This is a genomic window from Pararhodobacter sp., assembly GCF_036802785.1.
Classification (GTDB): Bacteria; Pseudomonadota; Alphaproteobacteria; order Rhodobacterales; family Rhodobacteraceae; genus Pararhodobacter.
Map to the genome: position 1 here is coordinate 117,501 of NZ_DAIRVN010000001.1, position 22,440 is coordinate 139,940.

23 protein-coding genes are annotated in these 22,440 nt (G+C 64.7%); 11 read left to right on the top strand and 12 right to left on the bottom strand.

Annotated features, from left to right (window positions below; genetic code table 11):
* Positions 1-14 precede the first annotated feature (14 nt).
* The 5 genes from V7Q53_RS00500 to V7Q53_RS00520 form a co-directional block, all read right to left on the bottom strand.
* Positions 15-1,031, bottom strand: a complete 1,017-nt coding sequence (locus V7Q53_RS00500; protein WP_333826395.1) for an ABC transporter ATP-binding protein — start codon at positions 1,029-1,031, stop codon at positions 15-17.
* A complete protein-coding gene (locus tag V7Q53_RS00505) occupies positions 1,031-2,092 on the bottom strand; it encodes an ABC transporter ATP-binding protein (protein ID WP_333826396.1) in 1,062 nt (353 codons plus the stop codon). Before V7Q53_RS00505 ends, V7Q53_RS00500 begins: the two co-directional genes overlap by 1 nt.
* Complete coding sequence (locus V7Q53_RS00510; protein ID WP_333826397.1) at positions 2,089-3,018, bottom strand: carbohydrate ABC transporter permease; 930 nt, start codon at positions 3,016-3,018, stop codon at positions 2,089-2,091. Before V7Q53_RS00510 ends, V7Q53_RS00505 begins: the two co-directional genes overlap by 4 nt.
* 5 nt (positions 3,019-3,023) lie before the next feature.
* The gene (locus tag V7Q53_RS00515) at positions 3,024-3,884 is read right to left on the bottom strand and encodes a carbohydrate ABC transporter permease (RefSeq protein ID WP_333826398.1); all 861 of its coding nucleotides are present in this window, start codon (positions 3,882-3,884) and stop codon (positions 3,024-3,026) included.
* A 72-nt stretch (positions 3,885-3,956) separates the two neighbouring features.
* Positions 3,957-5,561 carry an extracellular solute-binding protein gene (locus V7Q53_RS00520; protein ID WP_333826399.1) on the bottom strand — a complete coding sequence of 535 codons (1,605 nt, stop codon included), beginning with the start codon at positions 5,559-5,561 and terminating at the stop codon, positions 3,957-3,959.
* A 232-nt stretch (positions 5,562-5,793) separates the two neighbouring features.
* Here V7Q53_RS00520 and V7Q53_RS00525 point away from each other — a divergent pair, with 232 nt between their 5' ends.
* The 7 genes from V7Q53_RS00525 (at position 5,794) to V7Q53_RS00555 (ending at position 13,536) form a co-directional block, all read left to right on the top strand.
* A complete protein-coding gene (locus V7Q53_RS00525) occupies positions 5,794-6,801 on the top strand; it encodes a LacI family DNA-binding transcriptional regulator (protein WP_333826400.1) in 1,008 nt (335 codons plus the stop codon).
* 91 nt (positions 6,802-6,892) lie between these two features.
* Positions 6,893-7,651, top strand: coding sequence for a helix-turn-helix transcriptional regulator (locus tag V7Q53_RS00530; RefSeq protein WP_333826401.1), 759 nt, complete (start codon positions 6,893-6,895; stop codon positions 7,649-7,651).
* 57 nt (positions 7,652-7,708) lie between these two features.
* Positions 7,709-9,094 (top strand): indoleacetamide hydrolase, encoded by a 1,386-nt coding sequence (iaaH, locus tag V7Q53_RS00535; RefSeq protein WP_333826402.1) that lies wholly within the window; start codon positions 7,709-7,711, stop codon positions 9,092-9,094.
* A gap of 54 nt (positions 9,095-9,148) precedes the next feature.
* Positions 9,149-10,288, top strand: coding sequence for a substrate-binding domain-containing protein (locus tag V7Q53_RS00540; RefSeq protein ID WP_333826403.1), 1,140 nt, complete (start codon positions 9,149-9,151; stop codon positions 10,286-10,288).
* Positions 10,285-11,139 carry a branched-chain amino acid ABC transporter permease gene (locus V7Q53_RS00545; protein ID WP_333826404.1) on the top strand — a complete coding sequence of 285 codons (855 nt, stop codon included), beginning with the start codon at positions 10,285-10,287 and terminating at the stop codon, positions 11,137-11,139. The genes V7Q53_RS00540 and V7Q53_RS00545 overlap by 4 nt, the downstream gene beginning before the upstream one ends.
* A complete protein-coding gene (locus tag V7Q53_RS00550; RefSeq protein WP_333826405.1) occupies positions 11,117-12,865 on the top strand; it encodes a branched-chain amino acid ABC transporter ATP-binding protein/permease in 1,749 nt (582 codons plus the stop codon). The genes V7Q53_RS00545 and V7Q53_RS00550 overlap by 23 nt, the downstream gene beginning before the upstream one ends.
* Positions 12,862-13,536: an ATP-binding cassette domain-containing protein gene (locus tag V7Q53_RS00555; protein WP_333826406.1), complete on the top strand. Its 675-nt coding sequence runs from the start codon at positions 12,862-12,864 to the stop codon at positions 13,534-13,536. Before V7Q53_RS00550 ends, V7Q53_RS00555 begins: the two co-directional genes overlap by 4 nt.
* Here V7Q53_RS00555 and V7Q53_RS00560 read toward each other — a convergent pair.
* Complete coding sequence (locus V7Q53_RS00560) at positions 13,526-14,095, bottom strand: protein-tyrosine phosphatase family protein (RefSeq protein ID WP_333826407.1); 570 nt, start codon at positions 14,093-14,095, stop codon at positions 13,526-13,528. The two genes, V7Q53_RS00555 and V7Q53_RS00560, sit on opposite strands and share 11 nt — an antisense overlap.
* A gap of 93 nt (positions 14,096-14,188) precedes the next feature.
* Here V7Q53_RS00560 and V7Q53_RS00565 point away from each other — a divergent pair, with 93 nt between their 5' ends.
* Positions 14,189-14,833: a GntR family transcriptional regulator gene (locus V7Q53_RS00565; RefSeq protein ID WP_333826408.1), complete on the top strand. Its 645-nt coding sequence runs from the start codon at positions 14,189-14,191 to the stop codon at positions 14,831-14,833.
* A gap of 169 nt (positions 14,834-15,002) precedes the next feature.
* The gene (gene phnD / locus V7Q53_RS00570) at positions 15,003-15,902 is read left to right on the top strand and encodes a phosphate/phosphite/phosphonate ABC transporter substrate-binding protein (protein WP_333826409.1); all 900 of its coding nucleotides are present in this window, start codon (positions 15,003-15,005) and stop codon (positions 15,900-15,902) included.
* A 98-nt stretch (positions 15,903-16,000) separates the two neighbouring features.
* On the opposite strand, the gene phnE (V7Q53_RS00575) is transcribed toward phnD, so the two are convergent.
* The 5 genes from phnE (V7Q53_RS00575) to speB all read right to left on the bottom strand — a co-directional run bounded on the left by phnE (V7Q53_RS00575) (position 16,001) and on the right by speB (position 20,135).
* Complete coding sequence (gene phnE, locus V7Q53_RS00575; protein ID WP_333826410.1) at positions 16,001-16,870, bottom strand: phosphonate ABC transporter, permease protein PhnE; 870 nt, start codon at positions 16,868-16,870, stop codon at positions 16,001-16,003.
* Positions 16,867-17,736 (bottom strand): phosphonate ABC transporter, permease protein PhnE, encoded by an 870-nt coding sequence (gene phnE / locus V7Q53_RS00580; protein ID WP_333826411.1) that lies wholly within the window; start codon positions 17,734-17,736, stop codon positions 16,867-16,869. Before phnE (V7Q53_RS00580) ends, phnE (V7Q53_RS00575) begins: the two co-directional genes overlap by 4 nt.
* Positions 17,737-17,739: 3 nt before the next feature.
* Positions 17,740-18,471: a phosphonate ABC transporter ATP-binding protein gene (gene phnC, locus V7Q53_RS00585; RefSeq protein ID WP_333826412.1), complete on the bottom strand. Its 732-nt coding sequence runs from the start codon at positions 18,469-18,471 to the stop codon at positions 17,740-17,742.
* Positions 18,465-19,019 (bottom strand): tyrosine-protein phosphatase, encoded by a 555-nt coding sequence (locus tag V7Q53_RS00590; protein ID WP_333826413.1) that lies wholly within the window; start codon positions 19,017-19,019, stop codon positions 18,465-18,467. Before V7Q53_RS00590 ends, phnC begins: the two co-directional genes overlap by 7 nt.
* 129 nt (positions 19,020-19,148) lie before the next feature.
* Positions 19,149-20,135 (bottom strand): agmatinase, encoded by a 987-nt coding sequence (speB, locus tag V7Q53_RS00595; protein WP_333826414.1) that lies wholly within the window; start codon positions 20,133-20,135, stop codon positions 19,149-19,151.
* A 241-nt stretch (positions 20,136-20,376) separates the two neighbouring features.
* Between speB and V7Q53_RS00600 the strand changes: the two genes are divergently transcribed.
* Entirely contained in the window at positions 20,377-20,631 is a 255-nt protein-coding gene (locus V7Q53_RS00600) for a hypothetical protein (protein WP_333826415.1), read from the top strand.
* 47 nt (positions 20,632-20,678) lie between these two features.
* A complete protein-coding gene (locus V7Q53_RS00605; RefSeq protein ID WP_333826416.1) occupies positions 20,679-20,906 on the top strand; it encodes a hypothetical protein in 228 nt (75 codons plus the stop codon).
* A 65-nt stretch (positions 20,907-20,971) separates the two neighbouring features.
* On the opposite strand, the gene V7Q53_RS00610 is transcribed toward V7Q53_RS00605, so the two are convergent.
* Positions 20,972-22,405 (bottom strand): hypothetical protein, encoded by a 1,434-nt coding sequence (locus tag V7Q53_RS00610; RefSeq protein ID WP_333826417.1) that lies wholly within the window; start codon positions 22,403-22,405, stop codon positions 20,972-20,974.
* Positions 22,406-22,440: the final 35 nt, after the last annotated feature.

Consider the following 22,440-nt stretch of genomic DNA (forward strand, 5'->3'; position numbering starts at 1 on the left):
TTATCCTCCCTCCCTCAATGCGCCGCGATGGCGCTGCCCTGCGCATCAAAGAAATGCGCGCGGCCCTGATCGACCGACAGGGCGACAGTCTCGCCCGGCGAATATTTCGGCTGGCCGCGCAGGGTGGCCCTCAGCAGGGTTCCGTGCAGCGCGATGCTCAGCGTGGTATAGCCGCCCATCGGCTCCACCTCGGTGACACGCGCGGCATTGCCGGGGGTCACGCGCAGGTTTTCCGGTCGCACCCCCAGGCTTTGCGCACCCACCGGCGCGGCCTGCACCTGCATCTCGCCCGCCAGCCCCATCGGCACCACATTCATCGCGGGCGCGCCCAGCATCCCGGCCACATAGGTGGAATTGGGGTGGCGATAGATCTCTTCCGGGGTGCCGGTCTGGCGCACGCGGCCATGTTCCAGCACAGCCATGCCATCTGCGACCGACATCGCCTCTTCCTGATCATGGGTGACATAGACCAGCGTCTTGCCCATCTCCTGCTGGATGCGCCGCAGTTCCACCCGGGTGGATTCGCGCAGGCGGGCGTCAAGGGCGCTGATCGGATCGTCCATCAGATAGGCGACCGGGTCGCGCACCAGCGCGCGCGCAATCGCCACGCGCTGCCGCTCGCCACCGGAAAGCTGCGACGGGGGTTTGTGCAGGATATGGCCGATGTGCAATTTCCCGGTGACATCAGCCACCCGCGCGGCGATCTCGGCAGCCGGGCGGCGGCGTTCGACCAGCGGGAAGCGGATGTTCTCCAGCGCGCTCATATGCGGGAAGAGCGCGAGGTTCTGGAACACCATCGCCACATTGCGCGCGGCGGGGCTGACATGGGTGACCGGGCGCCCGTCAATCAGGATCTCGCCCTCATCGGGTTGCTCCAGCCCAAGTATCAGCTTGAGGATGGTGGATTTGCCCGAAAGCGGCGGACCGAACAGGCAGAAGAACGCGTTGTCGCGGATATCAAGCGTCAGGTTGTCCACGGCAAGCACATCGCCAAATCGCTTGCTGACCCCGCGAAAGGAAATCGAAGCCATCAGAGCGCCCTTTCCGTTTGAGCATCGAAAAGCCGGATCTCAGTTTGCGGCACCGAAAAGCGGAATGTCTCTCCCTGCGCAGGAACGGGCGTCTCGCTGTCCAGAACCGCCTTGGCAAGGTGATCGCCTGCGGCCAGATGCAGGATGATCCGTGCACCGATGCGTTCGATCATGCTGACCTGCATCGCCAGCGGGCCAGCGGCATCAGGCTGCACCAGTTCCGGGCGGAAGCCGAACCAGACTTCACCACCCTGCGCCACCGTCACCGGGCCGGAATGTCCGGCGGCGCCCAGATCAATCACCGTGCCCGTATCAGCGCCCGTGACGCGCCCGCGCAGCAGGTTCATCCCCGGCGCACCGATGAAGCGGGCGACAAAAGTATCGACGGGGTTGTTATACACCTCAAGCGGGGTGCCGACCTGTAGCAGCTTGCCATGGTCCATCACCGCAATCCGGTCAGCCATGGTCATCGCCTCAAGCTGGTCATGGGTGACATACACCATGGTCTGCCGGAACTGGCGCTGAAGCGATTTCAGCTCACCCCGCATGGTGGCGCGAAAAGCGGCATCGACATTCGAGAGCGGCTCATCGAGCAGGAAAATCGCAGGCTCCACCACCGCCGAGCGCCCGATGGCCAGCCGCTGAAGGATGTTCACCGACAGCCCCGCCGCCCTGCGATCCAGCATTGGCGTCAGTTGCAGCAACTCGGCGATATCGCCCACCCGCCGCGCCTGCTCTGACCGGGACACGCCCTGCGCCTTCAGCCCATAGGCAAGGTTTTCGCGCACGCTCATATGGGTGAAGATCGCGTAATTCTGAAAGACGAAACCCACGCCGCGCCGCGCCATCGGCACCCCGTTCATGCGCCGCCCGTCAAAGCGGATCTCGCCCGAGGTCGGCTCCAGCATCCCGGCGATCATGTTCATCGTGGTGGATTTGCCGCAGCCCGAAGGCCCCAGCAGCGCCACGAACTCCCCGTCACCGATGGTCAGGTTCATATCAGCCAGCGCAGTGAAATCACCAAAGTCGCGCCCAAGGTTTTGCATCACGATCTCGGTCATTGCGCTTTCCTCAGTTTGGCGATGGCCAGCGCCGAGACGACCGAGAGAACGATCAGGATTGCCAGCGCGATCGCCGCGACATAGCCCCAGATCAGCTCCTGCTGCGTGACCTTGTAGATATAGATCGAGATGGTTTCGGTCGCCACGCCCGGGCCGCCGCCGGTCATGATGTAGAAGTTGTCAAAAACCTTGAAATTCTCGATCATGCGGATCGCAATGGCGATGATGATGATGGTCTTCATCCGGGGCAGCACGATGGTAAAGAATCGCCGCCACCATGACGCGCCCAGCAGCACCGCTGCCATCTGCTGATCCTGCGGGACCGAGACCATACCCGCCAGCAGGATCAGGAACATCAGCGGCGTCCATTGCCAGATGTCCGACACGATGGCGGCAAAAAGCGCAAGCTTGGGGTCTGACAGCCAGGCGATGGTGACGGGCTGGCCGGTGACCATCGACAGAAGGTCATTCACCGGCCCGCCGGACTGGAAGAGCATGAAAAACATGTAACCCGCCACCGCCGGCACCACCATCATCGGCACGAGAATGGTCGAATAGAGGGTGCGACGGCCCACGAAATCATCGACAAACAGGATCGCCAGACCAAGGCCCAGCAGAAACTGCACCGGCACGCAGATCGCCATCACGATAACCGTGCGCCACATCGCCGACCAGAAGCGCGGGTCGCTGGCAAGGTCGGAATAGTTCAGCAGGCCGATCCACAGCTCATGCGCGCGATACCACGGAATGCCATCGAGCGGCGACCAGTCGGTCAGCGAGATATAGATCTGCATCAGGATCGGAAAGAGCGCGATGAAGATCACAAGGCATTGCGCGGGCAGGGTCAGGAAAAGGCCAAGGCGGCGCTCTTCGTTGCTGCCCCGGGCGGGCGCTTCAGGCGTGCTGAGCGGTTGATGGGTGGTCATGTCGGTCATTCCTTCAACGCTCCGAACGTCAGGCCACGCACAAGCTGCTTCTGGATCGCAATCCCCATGATCACCGGCGGAATGGCGGCGATCAGGCCAAGGGCGGCTTTCGCGCCATAAAGCTGGCCGGTCATGGATGAGGTCAGCGAGGCCATGTAAACCGGGATCGTCACCCAGTCGCGCGTGGTCAGCAGAAGGGCGATCAGGTAATCCGACCAGTTCAGAATGAAGACGAACAGCGCAGACGACGCCAGCGCGGGCCGCATCATCGGCAGAGTGATCTTGATGAACACCCGCCAGCGCGAGCAGCCCTCGACCAGTGCTGCATCCTCAATCTCGCGCGGCATATCATCGAAGAAGGTTTTCATCAGCCAGAAGCTGAACGGCATGGTGACGATGCCATAGATCAGCGCCAGCCCGTACCATGTGTCGATCAGCCCCAGAAACGCCCACATGATCATGACCGGGATCATCACCGCCATGGGCGGGAAGATACGCAACTGGATCAGCGCCAGCGGCAGGTTGCCGCCATAGCCAAAGCGCGACAAGCCATAGGCCGCAGCGGTGCCCGCGGTAACCGCGATCATGGTGCCGAAACTTGCCGCCAGCAACGAGGCCAGAATGGGCCGCCCGGCTGAGCGTTCCAGCGCGACAATCAGGTCAGAGCCGCTGTCTCCAAAGATGAAGCGGAAGTTGTCGAGCGTGGGGTTCACGGGCCACCATGTCAGGTTGGCCCCCGTTGCCTGCCATTCGGCGACGGGTTTGAACGCCATCGAGATCATCCAGATGGTAGGGATGAGCGAGAGCGCCAGAAAGGCGAAGATCGCCGCGTAGCGGAAGATCCGGAAGGTCAGGGAGCGTTGCATGGTGCGGAACTTTGCTTTCAGTCACGCGCGGGGGCAGCCGGAACAGGCGCCCCCGCGCAATGGCAGTCGTGATCAGACAGGATCGACCAGCGTGGGCCAGGCGGCCTTGTTGGCCTGTATCGCCTCGATCAGCTTCTCCTCACCCACCCGGCGGGCGATGCGGGCCCACTGGCGCTCGGTGTTTTCCATGGCCTGTTCGGGTGTCATGGAGCGGGTCAGCGCGGCCATCAGGTTCTCATCCAGCGCGTTATGGAAGGCGGTGGCACCGGGGTAGTTGATGGTCGGCACCGTGCGGCGCACGCTCTCAAGCACCATGTCCATGTGGTAATCATGGTAGGTCTCGCGCACCAGCGGATCGGCGAAATTGGCCAGCTGGAACGGATCGAAATAGCCGCCCGGGTTGGCCGTCATCCATGAATAGATGCGGCTGGAGCCCAGCCATTGCAGCAGCAGATACGCGGCCTCGGGGTGCTGCGATTGTGACGAGACACAGGCCGTCAGGTTCAGCCACAGCACCGTGCGCTGCACCAGCCCGTCGGCATGTTCACGCCCCGGCGGCAGGTGAGAGCCGACCTTGCCACTGATCTGCGAACCTTCGTTGCCGGGATTGTCCAGAAATTTCGGCAGGTTCGAGAAAGCGCAGGTCATTGCCGCACCCCCGCTGCCGAAATTGCCGTACTGCTCGGGCCAGCCCCATGAAATGGCATCGGGCGAGTGGTGCGACAGGCTGTCGACATATTCCTGCGTCGCCTGCCAGCCCGCTTCCGAATTGATCAGGGCGGTGCCGTCATCGGCGAACAGGAACTGGTTGGGCGAGGCCATCGACACAAAGCGCTGATACCAGTTGGTATAGCCCCAGCCCTGATTGCGCAGGTCGGTTGATCCGAAAAGCCCCTGATCAGGCCGGTGGAAGAACGCCGCAACCTCGTCATGCTCTTTCCAGGTGCGCGGCGGGCGCAGCGCGTAGCCGTATTGGTCTGAGAACGCCGCCTGTTCATCGGGATCGTTGAACAGATCGGTGCGGTGGTTCCAGATCTGGAAATCGCCATCCAGCGACACCCCGTAAACCGATCCGCGATATTCGTTGAGCAGCGACACACCCTGCGCGCCGTTCACATAGCCGCGCTCGGCATCGTCCCATTCCGGGCGATGCTCGGCCACGAAATCATCGAGCGCCAGAATGCCGCCGGTCTCGGCCAGATCGCCCAGACGGTTCCATTCGACGGCGTAAATATCGAAGCCGCCGCCGTTGGTGGAGACATCGCGCATGACGCGGGTGAATTCCTGACCGTTCGGCACGCCGACGATATCCAGAATGATCCCGGTCTCCTGCTCCCACAGCTCCTTGACCGAGGGCGCGCCCTCAGGGAAGGGCCGGGTGATCTGGCCGATGGAACCATCACTGAGGCCCAGCACGATCCGCGCCGGTGCCTGCCCTGCGGCCTTGAGCGCCTTGGCAGCCTCAATCGCGCGGCCCTCGGGCGTGTCGGGGCCGTACTGATAGCGCTCGGCGCCGGGAAAGCCGGTCGGACCGCCCATCATGCCTTCGGCGAGATCCGCGGAAGCACGGGCGCGCCCGGCACGCAGAACCAGCGGCGCGGAGAGCGCAACAAGCGCGGTCGTCTGAGCGGCGGACGACAGGAATTTCCGCCGCGAAAAGCGTGGCTGTTTGTTCATGATTTCCCTCCCAGGTCGCCCCCCTCCTCAGGGTGCGATATCCAATGAGGGCAGCATCGCAGCAGCTACATCACAGGCAAGCATCAACTACACTCATTTTCAATCATTTTCCCTTATTTCCGTCGGCATCCCTCAGAATAGCCGCGCGATGATGCCCGGCTGATGCAACTTAGGCTTGCTTTTCGTCACTTTTTGATGCGAAATGATGTAGTTGAGCAAATGAAAGGTCATCATGCGCGCCACCGTCTCTCAGATCGCCCGCGAAGCGGGTGTTTCCCCGGCCACCGTGGACCGGGTGCTGAATGAGCGTGATGGCGTGCGCCCCCGCACAAGGCAGTTGGTGCTGCTTGTTGCGCGCAAGCTTGGCTATTTCGGCCCGCCGGATCAGGGCCCCTCGGTCAAACCTGTGCGCCTTGATTATGTGCTGCCCGCCGGAACCAATTCGTTCATGCGCGCGCTGAAGGGTTTCCTGCTGGAAGAAAGCCGCGCGCGTGACGGCGTTACCGCCAATATCCACGAGATCGAAGGCTTTGACCCTGACCGCCTGTCAAGCCGCCTGACCGAGCTGCGCGGGCGCACGGATGCGGTGGGCGTGGTTGCCCTTGATCATCCGCAGGTGCGCGAGGCGATCAACAATCTGGCCAAATCCGGGGTGCGGGTGGGCACGCTGGTGTCGGATATTCCCGCCGTGGACAAGGTTGGCTATGTCGGCGTCGATAACCGCGCGGCGGGGCGCCTTGCCGGGCTCCTGCTGGGCCGTTTTCTGCCGCCGGGCCAGCACAAGGTCGCCGTTTTCATCGGCTCACCCGCCTATCGCGGCCATGAAGAGCGCGAGATGGGCTTCCGCTCCATCCTGTCGGGTGAATTTCCGGATATGCAGATCGCCGGCACCGCCGAAATCAGCGATGACCGCGACCGCGCCTATCTGGAAACGCTGCGCTTTCTCAAACGCGGCGATGTTTCGGCGATCTACAATATCGGCTCGGGCAATCAGGGTATCGCGCGGGCGCTGCGCGAAGCGAATGCGGGGCGCGATATTCTGTTCATCGGGCATGATCTGACCGACGCCACCCGCCTCATGCTGCTGGACCGGACGATGGACGCGGTGATTGATCAGAACCCAAGGGTGGAGGCGCGGGAAATTGTGCGCCTGCTGGTGTCATCGGTGCGGGGCGCGACAGAGCCGGAATATCTGCCAAGGCTTCAGGTTGTGTTCCGCGAAAACATTCCGGTGCAATAAGGCAACCAGCCGGGGGCTGCAAAATCATTTGCCGAAAAACCGCTTTTGCCCCACCATGCGCGTCAGTTCGCAAAAGGGGTGCCGGAGAAGCATGAACCTGACCCACCGCGAGGCAGACCTGATCTTTTCGATCATGCGGGAACTGACTGGGGAGTTCTCGCATGCCGAGGTGCGCAAGCGGGTCGGGCGCTGGCTGCTGGACCTGCTGGATGCCGATTACTTCGCCTCCTACCTGTGGAATGAGGCAAGCGGCGCCTTCGTTTCCGGCGTCTACATCAACATGACCGAGGCCAATCTGGCGGGGTATGAGGCCTATTACCAGTACCGCGACCCGATAACCCCCACCTTGCAGCGCCGCCGCATGGCCACCCCGGTCAGCGAGATCATGGCGCATGAACGCCTCAGGCGGACAGAGTTTTTCAATGATTTCCTGTATCGGGACGGCTTGTTTTACGGGCTGAATTACTTTGCCTATGACCGGGGCGAGAATATCGGCGATATGCGGATCTGGCGCGCGCGTGGCAAAGAGGATTTCTCGCGCCGGGATGCCGCGCTGGTGGATGCGATCGGCCCCAGTTTTGTCAATGCGCTGGTGCGCGCCAATCGTCTGTCCGAGGCCACGCCGGTGCAGCGCTTCGTGCAGTTCAGCCGCGACTGGGGCCTGACCGCGCGTGAGGGCGAGGTGGCCGATATGCTGGTCACCGGCCTGAGCGACGAGGATATCTGCACGGTCCTGTGCATTTCCAAGCCCACGCTGCGCAGCCATATCGGCGCGGTTTTCCGCAAGGTGGGTGTGCAGCGGCGCGGCCAGCTGGGGCATGTTCTGACCACGCGAAACCATCATTTCTGATGATAGGCAGCCCACCCCGTTCGCGGCACCCTTTGCCGAAAACGGGAGAGACTGCAGATGCCGCAAACCGCAACCGAAATACTGGCCGCGCTTGACGCAGGGCGCCTGAGCGCCCGTGACCATGCCGAGGCCGTGATAGAACAGGCCACGCGCCACGCCGGGCTTGGTGCGGTTCTGGCGTTCGCTCCTGAGGCATTGCGCGCGGATGCCGATGCCTCGGACGCGCGGCGCAAAGCGGGCAGGGCAGGGCGGCTGGACGGGCTGGCGCTTGCCATCAAGGACAATATCGACACCGCCGTGCTGGCCACAACCGGCGGCACCGGCGCGCTGCACGGCCCCGCCCCGTCCGATGCGCCGCCGCTGGCGCGCCTTCTGGCCAAAGGCGCGCTGGCCGCGATGAAAACCAATCTGCACGAGCTGGCCTTTGGCGTCACCTCGAACAACGCCGTCACGGGCGCGGTTCACAACCCCTGGCGACACGGGCATATCGCGGGCGGCTCATCGGGCGGCACGGCGGCGGCGCTGGCAGCGGGGATCGTCGCCGCTGGGCTGGGCACCGATACCGGGGGCTCGGTGCGTATTCCGGCGGCACTGTGCGGCATCGCCGGTTTCCGGCCCGGCACCGGGCGCTACCCGTCCGGCGGTGTGGTGCCGCTTTCCGCCACGCGCGACACAATCGGCCCCATGGCGCGCTGCGTCGCCGATCTGGCGCTGCTCGATGGGGTTATGGCCGGAGACACCAGCACCCTTGCGCCCCGCGACCCGGGCAGCCTGCGGCTGGGCGTGCCCCGCCGCATACTGTGGGAGGGGCTGGAACCCGGCGTTGCCCGGCAGTGCGAAGCGGCGCTGGAAACCCTTGCCCGCGCCGGTGTTACCCTGATCGAGGCGGACCCCGCCGATCTGTGGGAGGATGAAGCCGCGGCCTCGTTCCCCATCGTGCTTTACGAGTGCATGCGCGAGCTGCCCGGATACTGCGCCACGCGCGGTATCACCTTTGAGGCGCTCATGGCCTCCGTCGGATCGGCGGATGTCCGGGGGATACTGGAAAGCCAACGCGGCAAGGGGGCGATGCCCGTCACCGCATGGCGCGCCGCGCTGGACCGCCACCGCCCCACGATGCAACGCAACTGGATTGCATGGTTCACCGACCACCGGCTGGACGGCGCGATCTTTCCCACCACCGCGCTGACCGCCCGGCCCCTCGGCGAGGATGACACAGTCGCGCTGAACGGCGAGCGGCATCCCACCTTCGGGGCCTATATCCGCAACACCAGTCACGGCTCGCTGATCGGCGCCCCGGGCGTCAGCCTGCCGGTAGGGCTGGCCGATGGCCTGCCCGTGGGGATCGAGATTGATGGCCTGCCCGGCAAGGACCGCGCGCTTCTGAACATCGCTGCCGGGGTGGAGGCGCTGCTGCCGCCCCTGCCGCCCTGTCCGGTCTGATGCGGGCCATCACAACACATAATCAAAACCAAAGAAAACAGGGAGACTGACACAATGACCTTCAGAAACATCCTCGTGGCAACTTCGGTCCTGGCCCTTGCCATGGGCCTTCCTGCCGTGGCCGAGGTACGTATCGGCGTGCTGATCCCGGATTCGGGGCCCGGCGGCCTTTTCGGCCCCTCCAGCCGCAACGCCGCCCAACTGGCCGCCGAAGACATCAACGCCGCTGGCGGCATCAACGGCGAACCCGTCGCGCTGGTCTTTGCCGATGTCGGCGCACCCCCCGCGCAGGCCGTCCAGTCGGCGGTGCGCCTGTGGCGTGGCGAGGGGGTGCAGGGCTTTGTCGGCATGCATGACAGCGCTGTGCGCGCCGCGCTGACCGGCCAGTTCCGCGGGCAGGTGCTCTATGTCTATTCCGGTGTCTATGAGGGCGGCGAATGTGCCCCCGGCACATGGCTGACCGCTGAAACGCCGGCGCAGCAGCTTGCCCCGGTCATCCCCTATCTGGCCGAGGCCGAGGGCGTCAGCCAGTGGTATCTGATCGGCAATGACTACAACTGGCCGCGCGACACCAACGACGCCGCCCGCGCCATCATCGCTGCCAGCGGCGGCACGATTGTCGGCGAGGAATATGTGCCGCTGGGCACCGCCGATTATGACGCCTCATTGCAGCGTATCCGTGCCTCAGGGGCGGATGCGGTGCTGGTGACGCTGGTGGGCGGCGATTCAGTCGGTTTCAACATCGGTTTCGGCGCCTTCGGGCTGGATGAACAAGCGATCCGGCTGGGCACCCTGATCGAGGAAAACACGCTGGCCGGGATCGGCGCGGCAGGCGCGAGCCGGCTGTTCGCCTCGATGGGCTATTTCGCCGCTATCGAGACCGAGGCCGCGACGGCCTTCGCTGCGCGCTATCATGACAGCTTCGGCGCGGATGCTGCCGCGCTGAACGGCATGGGCCAGTCGGTTTATGACGGGCTGATGCTTCTGGCGGCGCTTGGCAATGCGGCGGGCTCGATGGAGGTTACAGCGATCGCGGCCGTGGCCGACGGCACCGGCTTCAGCTCGCCGCGCGGCGAAGCGATGCTGGACGGAAACCATGTGGCCCAGACCATCTATCTGGCCGATGGCACCGGCGGCAGCTACAGCGTGATCGCCAGTTTCGACTCTGTGCCGCATGGCGTGATCTGCGAATGACCGAAGCGGCCCTGCTGATCGGACTGAATGCCCTGTGGCAGATCGCGGCCCTGGCGCTTCTGGCGCTGGGGCTGGCGATTGTGTTCGGCCTGCTGCGTATTCTGAACATGGCGCATGGCGAGTTCGTGATGCTGGGCGCCTATGCCCACCTGCTGACGGCGCAGATGGGCCTTCCGCCCGCGATGGCGCTGCCGGTCTGTATCGGCTTTGTCGGCATCACCGCCCTGATCGCCGAGCGGCTGGTGGTGCGCCATCTCTATGACCGGATGTTTGACAGCCTGCTGGCCACATGGGCGCTGTCGATCCTGATGCGCGAGGCGGTGGAGCTGGTCTGGGGCCGCGCCTTCCGCAATGTGCCGCTGCCGGTCGGAGGGGTCACGCCGGTTGGGCCGGTCGGCTATCCGACCTATCGCTTGCTGGTGATTGCGCTGATCGCGGTGTTCTTTCTGGCGCTCTGGCTCTGGTACCGGCGCAGCCTGACGGGGGTGCGGCTGCGGGCGATGGTGTCGAACCCGGCGCTTGCGCGGGCCAGCGGCATCAACACCGCGCGGCTTTCCGCCGCCGCTTTCGTGACCGGCTGCCTGCTGGCAGGGCTGGCCGGGCTGATACTGGCGCCGGTTCTGGCAATCGAGCCGAACATGGGGCTTGACGCGCTGATCCGCTCGTTCTTTGCGCTGGTGGTCGGTGGGCTGGGCACGCTGGAGGGGCTGGGCATCGGCGTGGCGGTGGTCGGCGGGTTGCAGGCCGGGCTGAGCGCAGCGGTCAGCCAGACCGCAGGATATCTGGGCGTGCTGATCCTTGCGATCCTGTTTCTGTGGAGGCGACCGGATGGTCTTTATCGTCGTCGTTAGCGCCGCGCTGGCGGGTGCCTTGCTGCTGGTGCCGGTGCTGGGGGGCGACTATCTGGCGTGGCAGATCGGGCTTTACCTGCTTTATGGCGTGGCGGCGCAGGGTGTGGGGCTGGCATGGGGGCGCGGGGGCTTTCTGCCGCTAGGCAACGCGGTGTTCTTTGGCGTTGCGGCCTACGGCGCGGCCATGGCGCTGAATGCCACGGGCGGCGCGCTACTGCCCAATCTGCTGGCAATGCTGGTTATCGCGGCGGTGCTGGCGGCGCTCGCATGGGGGCTGGCGGCGCTGGTCTTTCAGGGTCGCACCGATTCAGGCCCGTTCTTCTCGCTGATCACGCTGGCACTGGTCCTGATCGTGGCGCAGCTGGCCGAGACGACCCCGGCCATCACCGGCGGGTTCAACGGCTATGCCGGGTATCCGCCGCTGGCCGGAATGAACCCGTTTGGCAACCTCTATTACGCCATCGTCGCGCTGGTGGTCATCGTCACCGCCGCGCTGATGGCGCTGGAGCAGCTGCCCGCCGGGCTGGTTCTGCGCGCGCTGGTCGCGCAGGAGGGGCGGTTGCAGGCGCTGGGGTTCGCCACCCACCGCGTGAAGGCATGGGCCTTTGCCGGGGCGGGTTTCATCACGGCGCTGGCAGGCGCGCTCTATGCCAGCCATCAGGGCATCGTCACGCCGCAGGCCACGGGCTTCGTGCTGTCGGCCGAACTGGTGATCTGGGCGGCAGTGGGCGGCCGGCTTCACCCTTTGGGGCCGCTGGTGGGTGCCGTGGCCATCGGCTTGCTGAGCGCCGAGCTGCGCGACATCTTTCCATGGTGGGAAGTGGTGGTGGCGCTGGTCTTTCTGGTTGTGGTGCTGCTGGCGCCGGGCGGCGTGGCGGGTCTGCTGGCGCAGGCGGCGCGGCGGCTGGGCTGGCAGCAGCAGGTGCCACAGCCCGCAGCCAGCGCCGCGCGCCCCTCACGCGCAGAAGCCGCCAGCGGTGCCTTGCGGCTGGAGGGGGTGGGGCTGAGCGCGGGCACGGTGCGGATACTGGACAACCTCACCGTGAACTGCCCGCAATCGGGCATTCTTTGTCTGATCGGGCCGAACGGGGCGGGCAAGACAACCATGCTCAAGGCCATCACGGGTGCCATGCCGGTGCAGTCAGGGCAGGTCCTGCTGGGCGCGCGGGCCATCACCAACGCGCCCCCGTCGGCGGCGCTGGATGCAGGGATCGGGCGAAAGATGCAGATACCGACGGTGTTCAACGGCCTCAGCGTTGCCGCGAACCTTCAGCTTGCGGTGCTGGCCGGGCGCGCGCGGGCGCTGGATTTCCTGCGCCCCGCCCCGCTTGGCTGGCAGTCGCCCGTGCTGGCGAAGCTGCTTGCGCATCCGGGTGTTCCGCTGACGGGACTGGCCGCGCAGGATGCCGGGGCCCTGCCGCAGGGTCACCGGCAGATGCTGGAACTGGCGCTGACCATTGCCGCCGCACCCCGCATTCTGCTGCTGGACGAGCCCACCGCCGGCATGTCGCCCGAAGAAACCGCCGTGATGGTGGACCTTATCCGCCAGTATCAGGCAACGACGGAGGCGTTTGTACTGGTGATCGAACATGACATGGCGCTGGTGGCAGCCCTTCAGGCACGGGTGCTGGTGCTGCATCAGGGCCGGGCGCTGGCCGAGGGGTCGCTCGCCGAAATCCGCGCCGATCCGCGCGTAGTGCAGGTCTATGCGGGGGGGTACAAATGATCCTGCAGGCTGAGGGGCTTTCGGGCGGCTATGGCGATACGCTGGTGCATCGAGGCCTGTCTTTCGAGCTGGCACCGGGGCAGGTGCTGGGCATTATCGGGCGCAATGGCACCGGCAAGACCACGCTGGCCCGGCTGATCAGCGGTGAGCTGCGCGCGGCTGAGGGGCAGATCCGGTTCAACGGGCGCGACGTGACCCGCCTTCCCGCGTGGGAGCGGGCCAGGGCCGGAATTGCGATGATGCCGCAGACGGATATGGTGTTTGACGCCCTGACCGTGGCCGAAAATCTGGCGCTTCTGGGGCCAGTCACGCTGGAGCCGCTGGCCACACGCTTTCCCCGGATCACCGGGCGGCCGGGGCAACTGGCCGGGTCGATGTCTGGCGGAGAGCGGAAGATTCTGGGGTTCATCCGCGCCATGCTCAGCCCGGCGCGGATGGTTGTGCTGGACGAACCGTCGGAAGGGGTTCAGGCCGAAAACATCACCCATATGCAGACCACTATCGCCGAGGCACGGGCGCGCGGCATCGCCTGTATTCTGCTGGAGCAGAATATCACCATGATCGAGGCACTGGCGGATAGCGTGATCGGGCTGGACAGTGCGGGCATCGTCTATCGCGCGGCGCGGCCGCAGATCAGCCGCGCGGCGATGCTTGACGCGATCAGCCTTTAGCGGGAACGGCGCCCGCCCAACCCTGAGCGCTCAGCCAGTCTTCCTGTGCAGGGCTTTCGATGGCATCGGGGTTGGCGTGGCGGATGCGGGTGATCGCCTGATCAACCGGCATCCCGGTCATTGCCAGCACAAGCGCGCTCATCGTGCCACTGCGCCCGGCACCGGCCAGACAGCAGAACGCAAGCTGCCCGCCCGCCTGCACCGCCCCGGCATGATGGTGCAGCAAGGCAGACCAGCGGCGCATGAAGCGCATTCCGGGCGGATGGTAATCAAGGATCGGCGCCGAGCGCAGGGTGATACCGCGCTGTGCGGTGGCCTTCCGCAGCCCGGCCTTTGTGCCCGGCGGTAGTTCGCGCGCCTCGACTAGGGCGAACAGATCCCGGCAGCCGCTGTGCACCAGACGGTCCAGAATTTCACGCCGGTCCTCTGGGTCTATCCAGCCGTCGCCGATGTGAGAAGTGCGCAAGCCCGGCCAGCCCAGCAAATGGAGCTGTCCCGCACCACAGGGAACGATGACATGCGCGTCAAGCTTTCGCGACAGAAAGGGCATCACCTTCATTCCCGTGTCGCATTGCCCCGCCGGAGCAGGACCTGTATACATGGCTTTCGGCTGAAAGATGCCACTCCTCCCGGCCCGGCGCAAGGCAGCACCATGATCAGAAACGCAGAATACTCAGGCGGGGCGGAAACCTCAAACCTTGACGCGATCGTCAATACGCTGCGGCTGCGCATCTGCATGTCCGACCCTGATGTCGAACAACTGCTGTATGAAAACAAGCTGGCCGCAGAATTCGGGGTCAGCCGCACGCCGATCCGGTATGCGTTGCAGCGCCTGTCGTATGAGCATCTGGTACAGACCCGTTCAGGGGTGGGCTCGGTGGTGGCGCCGCTGGACCCGAAAGCCGAGCGACGTGATTTCGAGGTGCTGCGCGGCATTCTTGAACTGGCAGGCGCGACATCGACGCGCGCGCTGGTTCCGCAGCTTGAATTCACGCTGCGCGGACTGGCAATGTCGCTTGAGGCCATCGCCCCGGAAGCCTTCAGTTTTGAGCGGCATTTTGAGCTGCGCGCGGCACTGATCCCGATGATCAATGCGCTGATCGAAGACCCCATCCTTGCCGAGGCCCACAGCGCCGCGCATTGGCGCATTCTGCGGCGCTCGCAGGGGTTCGACGCGGCCGCGCTGACACGCCAGCATGCCATCTTGTCAGATGCGCTGGCAAAAGCCCTGAGCGCCGACAGCGGGGCCGGAAAGCTGACGTCTTTGGCGGCGACGGCGACGCATCCGGCGGCGTGAATCTGAACACATGATTGCGTAAGTTTTATGCACAGGGTGCCGAAAGTAAGGCATCTCTGACGGTGCGGGCGCGCCCGGCCACTGTCATCCAAACTTCACTTTACTGATTTCCGCCCGGCGACTATGCACCTGTATACAGGCATACAGTTCCTCAGTGGAGATTCAACCGATGAAGCGCAGAACCCTTATGGCCGGTGTGGCCATCCTTGCCATCACCGCAGCCCTGCCCGCCGCCGCCGACTGGCGCGCCCAGTATCCGGCACTGACTGTCGGCGTTCCCCCCATCGAAAACGCCGAAGAAGGCGCCCGCCGCTGGGGGCCCTTCGCCGAATACCTGTCCGAGCAGCTGGGCGTGCCGGTCACGCTGCGGATGGCCAATGCCTATAGCGGCATCATTCAGGCCATGGACGCAAACGAAGCGGACATGGCGATGTTCGGCGCTGCCGCCTATGCATCCGCCTGGGATGTGCTTGAGGGCGACCTGACGCCATTGGCGCATGCCGTGTCGAACACCGGCGACCGGGGCTATTACGCGGTGGTTGTCGTTGCCAGCGACAGCGAAGCGGAATCGCTGGAAGATCTGGCAGGCCAGACGCTGGCCTTTGCCGACCCCAATTCCGCATCAGGCTATCTGGTGCCGAACTTCTACCTTGGCCAGATGGGCCTTCTGGAAGGCCATTTCGCCTCCACCGGGTTTTCGGGCAGCCATGAAAACGGCATCCTTGCCGTGGTGCGCAATACCTATGATGCGGCGGCCACCTGGCACTATGCTGCCGACAACGGCGCCGTCCAGCGGATGGTTGATCGCGGCGAGATTGAAGCGAACGCGGTCAAGGTGATCTGGGAAAGCCCGCTGATCCCGTCAGACGCATGGTCGGTGCGCGCTTCGATGCCCGCTGACCTGCAAGAAGCGCTGCTGGAGGCGCTGACCGAGTTTCATGAGCGTGACCCTGAGCGGCTGGAAGTGGTGAGCGTCGGTTCCTGGACGCATCTGGTGCCGGTGGCACATGAAGCCTTCGAGGACAGCATCGCCATGCGCGAAGAGATGCTGAGACAGCGCAGCAACTGAGCGGCGCAGCAACAGAAAGCCCGGGCAAGGTGACTTGCCCGGGCTTTTCCATGTCTGCGGGGCAGGGGCGGGGGGCTGTCCCGCCAGATAGCAGGGGCTCAGCCCTCGGGTGCCGGGGGCACGTCGCGCGTGGCGCGGCCAAGCGCCTTTTGCCGAAGCCGGCGCGACAGCCAGTCAATCACCGCGACCGTGGGCAGGATCATCAGGATGATGAAAGCCACATCGCTCCAGGCATTCACGCGGATGCGGTCGGTCAGGTAGAAGCCGATCCCCCCGGCGCCGACCACGCCCAGAATGGTGGCCGAGCGGGTGTTGGCCTCGAAGAAATACAGGCTGTTGGACAGAAACACCGGAAACACCTGCGGCCAGATCGCCAGCCGCGCGACATCTGCCTGGCTGCCGCCCGCCGCGCGCACCCCGTCGCCCGCGCGGCGATCGGCGTTTTCGACCCCTTCGGCGTAAAGCTTGGCAAGAACGCCGATATCGTTGAGCGCGATCGCCAGAATGCCCGCAAACGGGCCCAGACCCACCACCGACACAAAGATCAGCGCCCAGATCAGCACATCAACCCCGCGCACCACATCCAGCACCCGGCGCAGGCCAAAATGGATCACCCCGTTGCGCACCACATTACGCGCGCCCAGAAAGCCCAGCGGCACCGAAATGACGCTGGCGGCGATGGTGCCCAGAAAGGCAATAGCGACCGTTTCACCCAGCGCATACAGATAGTCCAGAAAGAAGCCCTTGCTGGTGGGCGGCCACATCTGTCCCGCGATAATCCCCAGATCGCTCAGTCCTGTAAAAAACACACCCGGCGACAGCCCCAGCGCCTGCGCAGCCGCCAGAAAGGCAACCAGAAACCCGAAGATAAGTGCGCGCCGCCGCCACAGGACAAGCGGCGCAAGGGTGATGGTGCCGGGGTATTGGCGGGCCAGCGCTTCCATGCGGCGGGCATCTGGTGGCGTCATCGCTTGAACTCCCCGCCGATGATGCGGTGGCGCATCCATTCGCTGGCAATATCGACCAGCGCCACGGTGATGATCAGCAGGAGCAGGATTGCGCTGATATCGCGGTAAATGAACTGGTTGATGACGAACATCAGCTCCTGCCCGATGCCGCCCGCACCCACAAAGCCGATGACCGAGGCCGAGCGCACATTGATCTCGAAACGCAGCAGCGTATAGCTGATGAACCCGGGCAGAATGCGCGGCACGATACCGTAGCGGATGACCTGCCCGCGCGCCGCCCCTGCGGCCACGAGGCCCTCAAGCGCGCGCTCTGACACTGTCTCGTTGATCTCGGAAAAGAGCTTGCCCAGCACCCCCATCGTATGCAGCGCAATCGCCAGTACGCCGGCCATCGCCCCCAGCCCGAAGGCAAAGACGAACAGCAGCGCAAAAACCAGCTCGGGCACGGTGCGCAGCACTTCAAGGCTGCGCCGCGCAAGGTGATAGACAAAACGGTTGGGTGCCAGATTGTCGGAGGCCGCGAAACACAGCGCAAAGGCCCCGGCCACACCCAGGGTTGTTGCGACGAAGGCAATCAGAACCGTATCAAGCAGCAGCCTTACCCATGTGGGAAAGTTCCACATCCAGCGCGCCAGATCCCCGCTCAGCGAGGCGAGCGAAAGCTGCGGCATGGTCCGCATGATGTAGCGGCCAAAGCGCGGCATCCCCTCGATGAACTTGTGCCATGAGACCTCGCCGATATGCCCGGCGAGAACCAGAGCCGCGCAGAGCACGACCAGCAACAACAGCGTCTGACGGCGCCGCGATGCGCGCAGACCGGCGCGGCGGGCCTCGATAATGCGGATGGCATCCTGCGCGGTGTTCATGGCCTACTCGTCATAGATCGCATGGATCGCCGCATCGTCGAGCGCGTCCACCGGCCCGTCAAACACCACCCGGCCACGGCGCACCCCCACGATGCGCGTGCAGTAGCGCCGTGCCAGATCGATGTGATGAAGGTTGCAGATCACCGGCAGGCCGTCTTCGGCGTTGATGCGTTGCAGCGCATCCATCACCGCCGTCGTGCTGCGCGGGTCCAGCGAGGCCACGGGCTCATCGGCCAGCATCAGGCGCGGTTGCTGCACCAGCGCGCGCGCAATGGCGACACGCTGCTGCTGCCCGCCCGACAGCTCATCCGCGCGTTTGAGGGCGTATTCGGCCATATCCAGCCGGTGCAGCGCCTCGATCGCCAGCGCCCGGTCTTCGGGGCGGAACTGCAATGTCCAGGTGCGCCAGCGCGGCGTCAGGGCAAGGCGGCCGACCAGCACATTGTCCAGCACGCTCAGCTGATCAATCAGCGCGAATTGCTGGAAGATCATCGCCGCCTGCCTGCGCCAGTCGCGCAGCGCGCGACCGCGTTTGCGCGTGACATCTGCGCCGTCGAACATGATTTTTCCGGCGCTGGGTTCCACCAGCCGGTTGATCAGCCGCAGCAGCGTTGATTTCCCGGCCCCTGAGCGCCCGATGACCCCGACAAATTCATTGGGCGCCACGCTCAGCGACACCGAATCCAGCGCCACTGCCTCACCAAAACGCCGTGTCAGCCCCTCGATCTTCAGCATCCGCGCACAAGCTCCTGCAGGAATTCACGCTGCTCTTCGGTTTCCGGGCCTGATCCTGCCGCTGCAACCCGTGCCCGGGCGGTGTGTTCATCCATGCCAAGGGCGCAAAGCACGGCAATCGCCGTCATCCCCGTGCGCCCGATTCCGGCAGCGCAATGGATCAGCAGGCTCTCACCCGCCTTCAGTCGCTGCGACGCGGCGTTGATCGTCGCACGGTAAGCGGGTACATCGCGGGGCAGGCCCAGATCAGGAACCGGATGGCTGATCAGCGCGGGGCTTACCGGTGCATCGGCGCAGAAGCGGGCGTAGTCCGGCGCCATGCGCTCCAGCTCATTGCGCTCTACCAGACAGAGAATACTGGAAACGGAATGCGCCGTCATCTGCGCCAGATCGGCCGGAAAATCGCCGCTGCGGCCGGGCATGGCCGACAGAAGCAACCCTCCCGGCGCGAAATCGCCCAGATCGACCGGGCGCAGGGGCTGGCCCGGAGCATCGGCAGAGGGGGGCCCGCCTGCAACGGCGTTCGGGGCATTGCCTTGTGTCGACATCGGTGTTCCGCATGCTTGCCGGGGATGGATACCTGTATACAAGCATGCGGGAACGATCAGCGCAAGGGTCAGATGGCCTCCGGGGCACCCTGAAACGGCAGTTTTTCTGACCTATGGTTGCGACCCTTCTCAGACCTGACTGTGGCTGCGCGCATCTTGTGCGGTGGCAAGAACGCAGAGCAGTTCAAACATGATGGAAACGCCCACCCAGGCCGTGCCTCCTGACGGATCAAACGGCGGCGAAACCTCAACCAGATCGGCGCCGACAAGGTTCAGCCCCTCCAGCGCCCGGACCATCTGTTGCGCCTGATAGGTTGTGAAACCGCCAATTTCCGGTGTGCCGGTGCCTGGGGCGAAGGCCGGGTCGATCCCGTCGATATCAAAGCTGATATAGGTTTTCCCGTCGCCCACGATCTCGCGCGCTTCAGTCATGACCGACGCCACACCGCGCTCAAAGAACTCGTCGATTTCCACGATACGAACGCCTTGCTCCAGCGCCCAGTCGAAATCTGACACCTCGTATTTCACGCCGCGGATACCGATCTGGATGGTGCGCTTCGGGTCAAGGAAACCCTGCTCAATCGCGCGCCGGAAGGGTGTGCCATGGGTATATTTGCTGTCACCGAAATAGACATCGTTCATATCGGTATGCGCATCAAAATGGATCATTCCCACCGGGCCATCCCGCCCCAGCGCGCGCAGGATCGGAAATGAGATCAGGTGATCGCCCCCCGCCGTCAGCGGCACAATCCCCTTGTCTGACATCCGGTTGAAGAAGCCGGTGATCATGTCGAGGCTTTGCATGATGTCCATCGGATTGACCGGCGCATCGCCCAGATCGGCGCAATTCACCAGCTTAAAGGGGTTCACGCCGCTGCGCGGATGGGTGGTGCGGATCATGGTGGAAAGGTCGCGCAGCTGCCGGGGACCGTGGCGCGGGCCGGGGCGGTTGGAGGTGCCGCCATCAAAGGGAACCCCCACAATACCGATATCCGCCTTGGCTGCCTGCGCGCTTTCAAGGTCAAGATGCGGCAGTCGCATGAATGTCGGCATCCCGGCAAATCGCGGGGTCTGCATGCCCGGAATCGGTTGGAACGCGCTGTCTTTCGGCTGCATCAGCCCTCTCCCTCGTTGTTGGTTGTGCTTGTCGTGGCACATTTGCCGGGCCGGATAAATACAGATCTGCGGGCAGTTGCGCCCCGGCGCGCCAATGTTCGACAGGCGGGCTGAGTTGCTGCATGTTTATTGCGCAGACGGCTTTGGCGGCGGGACTGCGTCGATCACGGCACCTTGCGGGAACTACCGGCGGCACTGGCGGGTTGCGTCTGTGCAGCAACAGCATACGAGCACCCGCATCATGCCCTCCCGCACGCCCCCGCCCCCGCGCGACCTTCCCGCGAACGAAGCCCTTCGCAGGCCCGAACCCCGTGTGATCGACCAGCGCCAGCAGCAGATTGATCCGGCGGGGCACCATCGCACCGATGTCAACGCGAATGCCACCGGGACGATGAAGCAACCCGGCGCGGGCGATCAGGACCCCGCGCAGAACCAGCCCGGCCAGCCCGGCAAGAAACCTGCGGCGCGCGAACCCGGCCCTTCCCGCAAGGGTTGACCACGCGCCGGACGAACCCCTTAAAATCTTAAAATTCGGAGCCTGACATGCTGATACGCAGACTGATGATTGCAGCACTGATAGCCTATACCGTGCTTGAAGCGCTCGCCCAACGCAGCCGCCGGTTGGCGCAGGAACGAGCCTCAGGCACGCCGGAGCCCGATGTGCGGCAGGCAGGGCGGCGCGCGATGAAAGATCCGCCCCGCGACTGGGACATGACGGATGAGCGCGCGGACGAATCATTTCCCGCAAGCGATCCGCCCGGCACTTACTGACCGACGCTGAAATAGGAGCCGCTTGGCCCGTTCATCGGCTACAGGCGGCCACCGGCCGTGCCGGTTCAGAAAGTGGCGTTCACGGCGGCGCGCGTCTCGCGCGTTGAAAGCTGCCGATCCAGCCGCGTGAAGATTTCGCGGGCGGCCACCTGCTGACCGAGGTTGAGCAGGGCATAGCCCTTCAGCAATTGCAGATCGCGCCGCATGACGCCGGTGAGCTCAGCATGAGCATCGAAAAAGCTGATTGCGCGGGCATATTCACGGCGCTCATAGGCGCGGACACCTCGCTGATCAAGGATCTGGCTTTCGATCTCGACACGCTGTTCGCGCGTCATCGGCGCGCTGGCCGAAATGCGCGCAACCTCTTCGGTCATGTTCATCCGCAGCATGGACAGAAGCATGCCATATTGGGCATCCCGGCGCATGGTCTGGTCGGTGCCGCGCGCCGCCGCCTCACGGAAGGCGGCGATCGCCTCCATGGTCCGCTCCGCATTATAGGCGCACCACCCCCGCTGATAGATCACGGAAATCTGGGTTGAGCCCGTTGAAAGCGCCAGGCATTCCGCCCATGCCCCGCGATCTGCGGCGGCTTGCACGGCTGACAACCCGCGCGCCGACGGCGCGGCGGAGGTTGCGGGGGCAGGCGACGTGGGGGCAGCCGGGGCCGCCGAGGAAGCCGCAGGGCGTTGCGGCGGCGGCTGGCTGCCGGTCGTCTGCGCGGATGGCGCAGTGCCGCCCACTGCACCCAGTGCGATCACCTGCTCGCCATTGCCCCAGCGCGCAGGGACCTGCCGACCAGCGCGCAACCTGTCCTCAACCTGACGGATGCGCGCTTCCGATGCCGGGGCCTGCGTTTGCGCGATGTCCGAAAATTCGGTCAGTTGCTCAAGGCTTGCCACCGCATCGGCTTTTTCCAGCGTGGCAATCAGAAGCTCCGGCGCGCTGCAGCTTTGCAGCACCGCGCGATAGACATTCAGCGCGGCGTTGGTGTCACCCAGAAGCAGATGCATGTCGCCCAGGCTCCAGGCGTTGTTGATCCGCTCGCAGGACAGAATGGCAGGGCTGCGCCGGGCAACCGCGATGGCAACTTCAGCCTGACTGGCGTTGACGGCGGTTGTGAAAGACTGCTGCGCCTCGGAGATAGTGAGCAGTTCCATCATCTCCGTGGGCGGGGTCCAGCCAGCGGAAGCGCTGCTGGTCTGTTCGATCAGGGCGCGCGCGCCGCTGAAATCCCCGGCCTCGATCAAGCGGTAGATCTGGTCGATGTTCTGAGGCGCCTGCGTTTCGAACAGGACCGAGGTGTCGGCGGGCGGGCTCCATTCCGGGAACTGAAGCTGCAGGCGCCGCAACTCAGAGCGCACGGCCTGCTGGTTACCTTCCTGCAGATAGTAGCGCAGCGCCTGCAAATCATCCTGACCCGGGGTCTGCGCGGCGACGGGCAGGGCCACAGCCTGCGCACAGACCAGCGCGAGTGCCACAAGAATTGAGGTGCGGTTCATGGACAAAGGCATGACGGAAATAACCTTGATTGGAC

Bases quoted from the DNA above. Each gene is read 5' to 3' on its own strand.
- V7Q53_RS00520 (WP_333826399.1), bottom strand. From the start codon at position 5,561: ATGAACAAACAGCCACGCTTTTCGCGGCGGAAATTCCTGTCGTCCGCC.
- phnE (WP_333826411.1), bottom strand. From the start codon at position 17,736: ATGAACACCGCGCAGGATGCCATCCGCATTATCGAGGCCCGCCGCGCC.
- V7Q53_RS00560 (WP_333826407.1), bottom strand. From the start codon at position 14,095: ATGAAGGTGATGCCCTTTCTGTCGCGAAAGCTTGACGCGCATGTCATC.
- V7Q53_RS00525 (WP_333826400.1), top strand. From the start codon at position 5,794: ATGCGCGCCACCGTCTCTCAGATCGCCCGCGAAGCGGGTGTTTCCCCG.
- V7Q53_RS00590 (WP_333826413.1), bottom strand. From the start codon at position 19,019: ATGTCGACACAAGGCAATGCCCCGAACGCCGTTGCAGGCGGGCCCCCC.
- V7Q53_RS00610 (WP_333826417.1), bottom strand. From the start codon at position 22,405: ATGAACCGCACCTCAATTCTTGTGGCACTCGCGCTGGTCTGTGCGCAG.
- V7Q53_RS00605 (WP_333826416.1), top strand. From the start codon at position 20,679: ATGCTGATACGCAGACTGATGATTGCAGCACTGATAGCCTATACCGTG.
- V7Q53_RS00530 (WP_333826401.1), top strand. From the start codon at position 6,893: ATGAACCTGACCCACCGCGAGGCAGACCTGATCTTTTCGATCATGCGG.
- phnE (WP_333826410.1), bottom strand. From the start codon at position 16,870: ATGACGCCACCAGATGCCCGCCGCATGGAAGCGCTGGCCCGCCAATAC.
- V7Q53_RS00510 (WP_333826397.1), bottom strand. From the start codon at position 3,018: ATGACCACCCATCAACCGCTCAGCACGCCTGAAGCGCCCGCCCGGGGC.
- V7Q53_RS00550 (WP_333826405.1), top strand. From the start codon at position 11,117: ATGGTCTTTATCGTCGTCGTTAGCGCCGCGCTGGCGGGTGCCTTGCTG.
- V7Q53_RS00500 (WP_333826395.1), bottom strand. From the start codon at position 1,031: ATGGCTTCGATTTCCTTTCGCGGGGTCAGCAAGCGATTTGGCGATGTG.
- phnC (WP_333826412.1), bottom strand. From the start codon at position 18,471: ATGCTGAAGATCGAGGGGCTGACACGGCGTTTTGGTGAGGCAGTGGCG.
- V7Q53_RS00600 (WP_333826415.1), top strand. From the start codon at position 20,377: ATGCCCTCCCGCACGCCCCCGCCCCCGCGCGACCTTCCCGCGAACGAA.
- speB (WP_333826414.1), bottom strand. From the start codon at position 20,135: ATGCAGCCGAAAGACAGCGCGTTCCAACCGATTCCGGGCATGCAGACC.
- phnD (WP_333826409.1), top strand. From the start codon at position 15,003: ATGAAGCGCAGAACCCTTATGGCCGGTGTGGCCATCCTTGCCATCACC.
- V7Q53_RS00545 (WP_333826404.1), top strand. From the start codon at position 10,285: ATGACCGAAGCGGCCCTGCTGATCGGACTGAATGCCCTGTGGCAGATC.
- V7Q53_RS00515 (WP_333826398.1), bottom strand. From the start codon at position 3,884: ATGCAACGCTCCCTGACCTTCCGGATCTTCCGCTACGCGGCGATCTTC.
- iaaH (WP_333826402.1), top strand. From the start codon at position 7,709: ATGCCGCAAACCGCAACCGAAATACTGGCCGCGCTTGACGCAGGGCGC.
- V7Q53_RS00505 (WP_333826396.1), bottom strand. From the start codon at position 2,092: ATGACCGAGATCGTGATGCAAAACCTTGGGCGCGACTTTGGTGATTTC.
- V7Q53_RS00565 (WP_333826408.1), top strand. From the start codon at position 14,189: ATGATCAGAAACGCAGAATACTCAGGCGGGGCGGAAACCTCAAACCTT.
- V7Q53_RS00555 (WP_333826406.1), top strand. From the start codon at position 12,862: ATGATCCTGCAGGCTGAGGGGCTTTCGGGCGGCTATGGCGATACGCTG.
- V7Q53_RS00540 (WP_333826403.1), top strand. From the start codon at position 9,149: ATGACCTTCAGAAACATCCTCGTGGCAACTTCGGTCCTGGCCCTTGCC.